The following is a 5,116-nucleotide window of genomic DNA, read 5'->3' as shown; positions in this document are numbered from 1 at the left end:
TTCAGGAAATTATTCCTACACAACCAACGATAGTATCTGAAGAAAAATCCATAATAGAGGGATCTGCAGATCTGGTAATAAGCGACCTCAACGCTACTGAAAGTAGTTGCATTGCTTCAGAATTCCCGATAACAAGTATCATTGAGAATAATGGAGATATCGATGCCAATTTCTTCTCCATACATTTTTATTTATCTGATGATCAAGGCATAACCCCTGCAGATAAAGAGATCGGATATCATGAATTTGGAAGTTTAAAACCCCATGAAAAACTAAATATTGCAGATATGCTCCATATTCCTTATGGAACCGGTATGAGAATGTTTTCAATCGGAGCTATCGTTGATCCATCTAACGATATCTATGAGCAAAATAAATCAAACAATATCGCAATCCTGAATCATCGAGTACAGATCAAAGACTGCTAATTCAAATTTTTTCAGACACCCAACAAGCAATATGATTTCTTGCAGGGTTATTTACTTCTCATTCACAATCCTATTCTGCACGGAAAAAAGAGAGGATAGATTAATTAGACAGTCTTTGTTCCTGTGCCAGTCTGGTTAGAAGTGGTTTGTTTCTGATCAGCTGCATCAACCGGAATCTGAACTGACTGACTCTGCTCCTGTTCAAGCTGGCTCATCATCTTTTGAACTTCTACTGCCGGAGTAAGATTGACCAGCGTGACATCAAACGTTAAAGTCTGACCAGCAAGTTGACTATTCAGATCAAAGGTCACATTGGTTTCATTCATCGCAATAATTGTTGCCGGGAAGTATGCCTGCCCATTAAAGAGAGTAATAGTATCGCCGATGGTCACATTCGCTTTCTCACTTGTTGGAATAAAGTCAATAGGCATCGATTTAATCAGGGATGGATCATATTGACCATATGCCTGTTCAGGAGTCAGAGTAAACTTTTTGGCCTGACCGACTTTCATACCACGAATTTCATTATCAAATCCGGTAATTGCAGTACCGGTTCCAACAACAAACTGGAATGCACCGCGATCCTTAGAACTGTCAAAGACTGAACCATTCGCAAGTGTTCCAGTATATTCAATCTCAACTAAATCGCCATTCTGTACACCATCAACAGGAGCAGCGGATTGGTCTGCTTGTGATGATTTCGAGGTAGTTGCTGATGATGTTGCATCCTTGCTGGTGCATCCGGCAGCCAGCAGGGCAAGAGCAAGAAGAACGACACAGACAACAGTGAGATATCTCTGTCTGAAAGGAGTGATCTGAGATCTGTCCATAATAAGCTATGGAGCAGGTTCAGTCAAATACTATTCCCTCATTACAAACGATGAAGATACATGGAATTTTCTCATCTGAAGCAGTTCCTGAAAAACCAAACATTCATACCGGGTCTCTGCTTGGATCGAGAAGAACATGAGCAGCAAGCCCCGTTAGAGATACAGCGGCAAGAGCGCCGATCACTCCATCACCCCCAACTATCAGGAGAGAAGAGCGGGAGGCCAAATCCTGAGCCATAGAATAGGTTACATTTTTCTGACGGGCAGCAAAACCAAAAGTCTTCAACTCTTCAGAAACACAGAGACCTTTTCGCACTGCTATTCCCCACGATGGAGATGCACTTTCATCACCCATAAACCTGATTGATTCTGAAATGATCTGATCAACCATTCCTGATTCAACTGCAAGTTCAATGGCACTACATGAATTACCTGCGGTCTTACTCATGACCCCCGGAAAGAGCATAATTACATGGTGAGTAATAGGAAAAACTCCGGAAAATCCTCCCAGGTGTTCCAGAAGAGCAATTGCAAGGGCAAATGTTGCTCCCCCTTCATCAGAATCGGTATTATCTAAACCAATGGTAAGATGCTGAAGTGCCCGGGTACGGATTATTCCTTCAGTGCAGGGTCCATCACGGACAATTTCAACATCAAGTACCCCTCTGGCCAGTCCCATCATCGCAGAAAGTGAAAATGCAGGTCCTCCCACAGATCTGATTCGCTGAACTACCTGGTCACCATCCAGATGCACCCCCGTTATTGCAACCGCAGAGTGGGGATAAAGTCCAACGATAACTTCGTGATCACCAAGGTGAATATATTCACGAAGCAGAGTTCCATCCCGGGCAACAGCCACCCGGTTCCCTCCACCAAGAGCATGATGATAGCCACAGAATCCGGCACAGGCACTACTCAAACATTCATGAATAATTTCAACCAGATCATTATCAACTGCAGTAAAAATTCGTCTGCATGCAGTTCGTGGAAGAGCACTTGCTGCCGCATATTGTGCCGGGGCCCTTCCCCGGGGGGGCTCACGTAAGACTACACATCCTTCTTCTGTCAGTCGCAGAATCCAGTCCTGTGCCGTACTTCGGGGAACCCCCGCTTCCAGTTGAATTTCCTGAACAGTGAAAAATCCTTTTTCAAGGGTTAACCTACGCATAAGTTGCAGATAGGCCCTTCGACGTTCAATTACCCCCTGCATATTTATCCCTGATGAAGAGAATATCACCAATTACAGCGCTCGCAGTTTCAAGTGATCCGGCCCCTTTCCCGACAAATAGAAGATCACCGGCAAGATCGGTTCGTACAATAATTGCATTCAGAGAACCCTGTACTACCAAAGGATGATCCCTCGGAATAATCCGGGGACATAGCCGGTAAATATTCTGTTCAGGGATGATCTCTCCTATCAGACGAATGGTTGCATCCTGCTGTTCTGCCAACCGGAGTGCTTCTTCAGTCAGAAGGTCAATCCCCGTTACATCAACATCATCCAGAGAGATATTTTTCTTCCAGACCGTATTTGCAAGGATCACCAGTTTTATTGCTGCATCTATTCCTTTCACATCGTACGTGGGATCAGTTTCAGCATAACCAAGGGTCCGTGCCTCATCAAGAGCCTGCCGATAGGTTAGGCCTTCTTCAGCCATCCGGGTGAGAATATAATTACAGGTCCCATTCAGAACACCATAGAGAGAGATGATCTCATTCCCCCCCAGATTATGCATAAGAGTCTGTATTATAGGGATTGCACCAGCTACTGTTGCTTCAAATCTGAACTGAACCCCGTTATTTCCGGCTAGAGAGGACAAAGCATGATAATGAAGAGAAACCGGCCCTTTGTTCGATGTGACCACATGACGACCCAGTTTCAAAGCATTCAGTATATATGACGTCGCAGGTTCACCACTTCTGGCATCAGTCGGGGTCACCTCTACCAAAATATCATATGGTGCATTGAGGACCACGTTCTCTGCATTAATGTTGGTATCACCACAAATACCCGTCTTTTCTTTCCGCTCTAACAGATCGGGGATGTCAAGCCCATCAGGATCGATACAACCAGAACGGGAATCAGCTACCGCAGTTATGATCAGCCCTAACTCTTTCTGTGAGATGGTTTGAATAATTCCCCTTCCAACCGAACCCATACCAAGTATCGCAAGCCTTAACGACATATCAAAACTCCAGGGGTTCAATCAGGAGGAAGTCCTTCTGTCGTGCAACTTCCCTGAGGATATGAAGAGCCTGCTGCATATGTTCACGGGTCAGTGATTTGATAACAAACTGTGCAGAGGTTCTATCGTGTATTGCCGGCATCGACAAACTCATGTGAGTTACTTCAGCAAATCCGGTCTGATCAATGCGATCAACCGTATCACCCAGATTGGTATGAACCAGATGTCCGATCAGGATAACGCTCTGCCGGTAACTCATTCTCTCTTCCCCAATCCGAAGTACATTAATCCCCCTTTCACGTAGTCGGTTGATCAAAGACTCCAGAAGTTCAGGTGGAATTTCAATTACCACCTCAACACTCAACACACCCCTTCCCGCGGTGTGATCATGTTCGTGAATTACGGTCTTGATATTGCCACCCATATCTGAGATCGGCATCAGAGCTGCTACAAGTTGACCTGGAGAATCACGAAGTTCAAGTTTCATCGATACCTGCACAAATATCCTCCCTCATATTGAGTTACGTGTTACCATTAGTCTGTCAGAACACCTTAAAAAATGGACTATTCAGGGTAGAATCTGATCAAATCAGGCAGGCAACAAAAGGGAACCAAAAAGGGATCCCACTGGAGAACCTTCCATCGTCGTGAGACGAATCTTACCCATAATGAAGCGAATTGAGGGCCACACAATAAAAAATTGTAATCATCAATGACCCCCCTTGAGAAACTCATATCTACAGTTAATGATCAGTCATGATAACCATGACGTCATACCCGTCACCCAACGTATTATTCATGACGATCGTTGAGACTTTGACATTGTCATAGGTGTGAGTATTAGGAGCTCGTTCAGTAGTATTGTTCAAACTAATATCTGACGGATCAGGTACCTTATTTCCGGATATCTTCATAGACTTACTCGATACATCTATCGCAACATCTGGGTCTGAAGTAGTATTATTAGCGATTTGAGTATACGCAAGATGATATGATTGGTGTAACTCTGGTCCCAGCCCGGTTATAGCACCTATCCCGGTTTTTGTACTCGATCCTTCTTCACTCAATGTGATATGAAAGGAAACATCACGATCCGAAGTAACATACGCTTCCATCGTCTCATTCTGATACCCGGATTTGATAAGATTAAGAATATGAGATCCTTCCTTCAGTCCTGCCACTTTATTAGGAGTAACTCCCCGATATTCATTGTCAACATAAATATCGGCTTCGCCAGGATCTGTCGAAATCATGATGTTACCGGTTTCTCCCAACCGTACCTGAGGGTGATTGGTTCCAATCCCACGAACCCCGATCACCGGGCTTATGGATGGAGCATAATCATCATTTCCATCAAATTTCACCCGGAGGAATTCAGGAGGTGAATCAACCGGACGAAGGAACTCATATTTCCCATCTCTTTCAGTCACAACCAGATCAATGGAAGAGAAACCTTCACTATCCGGGGCTCCTTTTTGAGAAGATTCAAGAACAATTCTTTTATTTCCCAGAGGTTCACCTGCTACAGATTTGAGAATGCCTGATACGTGGAATGACTGATTAATTGTCGGTTCAGCGGGAAGCACCCCAATGGTCAGGGACGTCTGTACCTTTTCAGGAGTAATACCCGCCATAACACTTACAGAACTTGTAGCGCACACGAAACATATTA

6 protein-coding genes are annotated in these 5,116 nt (G+C 44.3%); 1 reads left to right on the top strand and 5 read right to left on the bottom strand.

Annotation, left to right across the window (positions count from 1 at the left end; genetic code table 11):
• Nucleotides 1-428 (top strand): CARDB domain-containing protein (locus LUQ50_RS03830; RefSeq protein ID WP_300036431.1); only part of this gene is annotated, 428 nt, incomplete at its 5' end.
• A 104-nt stretch (nucleotides 429-532) separates the two neighbouring features.
• Here the strand turns inward: LUQ50_RS03830 and LUQ50_RS03825 are convergent.
• The 5 genes from LUQ50_RS03825 to LUQ50_RS03805 form a co-directional block, all read right to left on the bottom strand.
• Nucleotides 533-1,258: a peptidylprolyl isomerase gene (locus LUQ50_RS03825; RefSeq protein ID WP_300036428.1), complete on the bottom strand. Its 726-nt coding sequence runs from the start codon at nucleotides 1,256-1,258 to the stop codon at nucleotides 533-535.
• A 103-nt stretch (nucleotides 1,259-1,361) separates the two neighbouring features.
• On the bottom strand, nucleotides 1,362-2,468 hold the full coding sequence (locus LUQ50_RS03820; RefSeq protein ID WP_300036425.1) for a sugar-specific transcriptional regulator TrmB: 1,107 nt from the start codon (nucleotides 2,466-2,468) through the stop codon (nucleotides 1,362-1,364).
• Complete coding sequence (locus LUQ50_RS03815; RefSeq protein ID WP_300036422.1) at nucleotides 2,452-3,444, bottom strand: homoserine dehydrogenase; 993 nt, start codon at nucleotides 3,442-3,444, stop codon at nucleotides 2,452-2,454. The genes LUQ50_RS03820 and LUQ50_RS03815 overlap by 17 nt, the downstream gene beginning before the upstream one ends.
• Nucleotide 3,445: 1 nt before the next feature.
• Complete coding sequence (locus tag LUQ50_RS03810) at nucleotides 3,446-3,931, bottom strand: amino acid-binding protein (protein ID WP_300036419.1); 486 nt, start codon at nucleotides 3,929-3,931, stop codon at nucleotides 3,446-3,448.
• A gap of 256 nt (nucleotides 3,932-4,187) precedes the next feature.
• Nucleotides 4,188-5,116, bottom strand: a 929-nt coding sequence (locus LUQ50_RS03805) for a PEGA domain-containing protein (protein WP_300036415.1), incomplete at its 5' end; no start/stop codon positions are given.

It is taken from the genome of Methanospirillum sp. (assembly GCF_028679455.1).
Classification (GTDB): Archaea; Halobacteriota; Methanomicrobia; order Methanomicrobiales; family Methanospirillaceae; genus Methanospirillum.
This window is presented reverse-complemented; position numbering and strand designations above follow the sequence as displayed.

Bases quoted from the DNA above. Each gene is read 5' to 3' on its own strand.
- LUQ50_RS03815 (WP_300036422.1), bottom strand. From the start codon at position 3,444: ATGTCGTTAAGGCTTGCGATACTTGGTATGGGTTCGGTTGGAAGGGGA.
- LUQ50_RS03825 (WP_300036428.1), bottom strand. From the start codon at position 1,258: ATGGACAGATCTCAGATCACTCCTTTCAGACAGAGATATCTCACTGTT.
- LUQ50_RS03820 (WP_300036425.1), bottom strand. From the start codon at position 2,468: ATGCAGGGGGTAATTGAACGTCGAAGGGCCTATCTGCAACTTATGCGT.
- LUQ50_RS03810 (WP_300036419.1), bottom strand. From the start codon at position 3,931: ATGAAACTTGAACTTCGTGATTCTCCAGGTCAACTTGTAGCAGCTCTG.